Origin of the sequence: Candidatus Solincola tengchongensis, assembly GCF_015711935.1 — a bacterium.
Lineage (GTDB): Bacteria > Actinomycetota > Geothermincolia > Geothermincolales > RBG-13-55-18 > Solincola_A > Solincola_A tengchongensis.
Map to the genome: position 1 here is coordinate 1 of NZ_JACVJJ010000001.1, position 3667 is coordinate 3667.

Below are 3667 nucleotides of genomic sequence, written 5' to 3' on the forward strand. Positions count from 1 at the left end.
GGGAACAAACATGTTTGGCACGGAGCAGAAGAAGTACGTGACTCGGCGTCAGTTCCTGACCAGCGCTGCAGCCGCGGTGGCTGGCACAGCGGTGGCCGCCTGTGCTCCCAAGCCCGCGACGCCCACGACCAGGTGTCCGGATTCCCGCGGTCTCGGCCCACCCTCCGTTTCCGGGGAGCCGCTTCCCGTACCCCCACGGCCGTCGAGCCTCGTCTTGCCCCGGCGGAGGCCGTTCCCGTGAATAGGCCCAGCTTGCAGCAAGCGGTTGCGGCATGTCTTACCGCTGCACGACGCGGAGAAAACCATGGCCGGCGAATCAACCGATATTCCCCTCGAAAACCACCCGTTCTTCAGATTCATGCCCGCGAAAACGGAATTATCCTGCGTAAGGACCGTAGAGGCTTAACGCCGCAACCCCGCCGCGGCACCGCAGCCACGGCATGCGGCATTGAGCGGTAGCGATGCATTGCCGTTTTCTGCTGCACAGAGCGTGACGTCGCCGTGGATGACAGGATACGGGAGAGGCGAAGGAGGCTAAGATGGAAAGGAAGAGCGGTTTCCTGGATTCCGCAGTCCGCTTTATAAAGACCACCAAGGGAAGGATACTGCTTCTGGCCACGGCCGTTCTCCTGGTCATGGTGGCCCTGAATCTGCTGTGGGTGGTCCCCAGTGCCAGGGGCAAGCTCGTTGAATCCAAGCGGCAGAAGACCATGGAAGAGACCCAGACCGCATGGTCCGTACTAGATCATTACTATAATCTGGAAAGCAAGGGCTTGATCTCCAGGGAGGAAGCCCAATCCAGGGCCAAGGAGGCCATAAGGTCGCTTCGCTACGGACCGGAGATGAACGACTATTTCTTCATCATCGATTTCCGGCCCACGATGTTGATGCACCCCTTCAAGCCGGAGATGGAGGGCTCAGACCTCTCGGATTACAAGGACCCCAAAGGCAACGCGCTCTTCCTGAAGATGGTGGAGGTGTGCCGGGACTCCGGGGAGGGTTTCGCCAACTACTTCTGGCAGTACAAGGACGACGCCAATCGCGTCGTGGAGAAGACCTCCTATGTCAAATCCTTTCAGCCCTGGGGATGGATCGTGGGCACCGGTATCTACACCGAGGACGTCGCCGAGACCGTCAACCCCTGGAGGAACACCATAGCCCTGGTGTTCGGACTCCTGGCCCTTGCGGGGCTTGTGGGCGCCTATCTCTTCACCGATCTCATCAACAGGAACCTGGAAAGGCTTAAGTCGTCCGCCCGCAATATATATCAGGCCGTGATCCACGGCGACCTGCTCCACCGTGAGGACCCCTCCGCGGTCGGTGAGGAGTACCGCGGACTGGTGCGCGAGATGAACTCCATCGTCGATCTTTTCGCCAACTACATAGAATCCCGGCCCGCACCCACCTTCACCGTGGATCGTGAGGGCCGCGTCCGTTACATCAACTCGGCAGGGCTCAAGTTCATCGGCAGGACCCTGGACCAGGTCAAGGGCTCGAGATGCCGCGACGTCTTCCCTCACGGCGCATGCGGGACCCCCGACTGCGTGGGAGAGAGATGCCTGGCATCCCGCCAGTCCGCGGGAGGCGAGTTCGCCATGAGACTCGACGGAAGGGAGCTGATCATAAACGCCAACGCTCTGCCCATAGCCGGAGCGGAAGGGGAGGTCGAATCCTGCTTCGAGCTAATATCCGACCTCACCAAGGCAAAGGCCGAGGAGAGGAGAACGAAGAAGCTCGGCGAGTTCCCGGCCGGGGAGACGGAGAAGCGCAGCACGGCCATGGAGTCCCTGTCCCTGGGCGGTCGGAGCACCTCCTACGAGGTGGAGGAAGGGGACGAGGACACCGAGGCGGTCAGGGAATCCTACCTGGCCATCAAGGAGTCGTTGGACCGCCTCATCGGTTACCTCAAGGACATGGCCGATGTGGCGGGCAAGATCGCCGTGCGGGAGCTGGACCAGGAGGTGAGGCCCCTCTCGGAGAAGGACGCCTTCGGCATCGCCTTCCGGGCCATGATCGAGAACCTCAACCAGGCCCTCTCCCAGGTGAGGGAGGCCGCCGCCCAGACCGCCGGGGCCTCGGAGCAGATCTCCGACTCCTCCCAGTCCCTGGCCCAGGGGGCCTCGGAGCAGGCCTCCTCCCTGGAGGAGGTCACCGCCTCGGTGGAGGAGATAGCGGGCATGAGCCGCCAGAACGCCGAGAGCGCCGAGGAGGCCCGCAAGCTGGCCCAGGAGGCCAAGGCCTCCGCCGACCGCGCCGAGGAGGCGGTCTCCAGGATGAACGCGGCCATCTCGGACATCAAGGCCTCCTCCGACGAGACGGCCAAGATCATCAAGACCATAGACGAGATCGCCTTCCAGACCAACCTCCTGGCCCTGAACGCCGCCGTGGAGGCCGCGAGGGCCGGGGAGGCCGGAAGGGGCTTCGCCGTGGTGGCCGAGGAGGTGCGCAACCTGGCCATGAGATCGGCGGAGGCGGCCAAGAGCACCGCCGCCCTGATCGAGCAGTCCCTCTCCAGCGCCGAGGGAGGGGTGCAGGTCTCCGCCGAGGTGGCCGAGGTGCTCTCCGAGATCAACTCCTCCTTCGAGAAGGTCTACAACCTGGTGGGGGAGATCGCCGCCGCCGCCCGGGAGCAGATGCAGGGCATCGAGCAGGTCAACCAGGCCATGGGGGAGATGGACAAGGTCACGCAGCAGAACGCCGCCGCCGCCGAGGAGGCCGCCTCGGCCTCCGAGGAGCTGGCCGCCCAGGCCTCCCAGCTGCAGGAGATGGTCTCCACCTTCCGCCTCAGGGGAGGGTTGGAGGCCCCGCCGTCGGTCCGGGCCCAGGCCCCGCGGAAGAAGAAGGTCCCCGTGACCCAGAAAGCCTCCCTCACCGGCGGGGACGGGAAATCGGCCCGCACGGAGCTCTCCCCGGAGGAGGTCCTCCCCCTGGAGGACTTCGCGGGGTTCTGAGGGGCGAGCCACGCTGGCGTTAGGTAAAGGAACGCCTTACGGACGGGATAAAGCGGCGAAGATCGAGGGAGAAAGAGGTCGTCATGGCGGGAAGGGCCCAGCCCGTACAGCAGGCTCCCTTGTTCCAGGACTACGAGCTCGAGCGCGAGGAGTTTCTCCGCATAAGCACCTTGGCCTACGAGGCGGCGCGCCTGAACCTCCACGAGGGGAAGAAACTGCTGGTGCAGAACCGGCTCCGGAAAAGACTGCGCGCCCTCGGGCTCTCGGGCTTCAAGGAATACCTGATCTACCTCGAGGAAAACCCGGAGGAGATACGTACCATGGTTGACCTTCTGACAACGAACTTCACCCGCCTCTTCCGGGAAAGGGAACACTTCGATTTCCTGCGCGACGAGGTCTTCCCCTGGCTCAACGCATCGGGCTTCGAGAGGATAAGGCTCTGGAGCGCAGGGTGCTCAAGCGGCGAGGAACCTTACTCCCTGGCCGTTTATCTGCGGGAATACCTGGACGGCGTGGACCAAAAGGACGTCCTCATACTGGCCACCGACATATCCCTACGTGCCCTCTCCAAAGCCAAAGAAGGCCTCTATCGCGAGGAGCAGCTCAGGGACGTCCCCGCGCAGTGGAAGTTCAAGTATTTCCGGAAATGCAGGTCCAATGGGGAAAGCTGCTTCCGGGTGACCCCGGAGCTCTCCCGCCTCGTCCGCTTTCGCTAT

The 3667-nt window shown here is 63.5% G+C and carries 3 protein-coding genes; all 3 read left to right on the top strand.

Annotated elements, in window-relative coordinates; all coding sequences use genetic code 11:
• Positions 1-10: 10 nt before the first annotated feature.
• Positions 11-241, top strand: a complete 231-nt coding sequence (locus H7007_RS13610; RefSeq protein ID WP_350340589.1) for a twin-arginine translocation signal domain-containing protein — start codon at positions 11-13, stop codon at positions 239-241.
• Positions 242-539: 298 nt separating this feature from the next.
• Positions 540-2951 (top strand): methyl-accepting chemotaxis protein, encoded by a 2412-nt coding sequence (locus H7007_RS00005; protein ID WP_287152426.1) that lies wholly within the window; start codon positions 540-542, stop codon positions 2949-2951.
• Between the two features lie 83 nt (positions 2952-3034).
• A partial coding sequence (locus H7007_RS00010; protein ID WP_287152427.1) for a CheR family methyltransferase occupies positions 3035-3667 on the top strand: 633 nt, incomplete at its 3' end.

What these genes read in the sequence shown, in the direction of transcription:
- H7007_RS13610 (WP_350340589.1), top strand. Translation starts at nt 11, where the DNA reads ATGTTTGGCACGGAGCAGAAGAAGTACGTGACTCGGCGTCAGTTCCTG.
- H7007_RS00005 (WP_287152426.1), top strand. Translation starts at nt 540, where the DNA reads ATGGAAAGGAAGAGCGGTTTCCTGGATTCCGCAGTCCGCTTTATAAAG.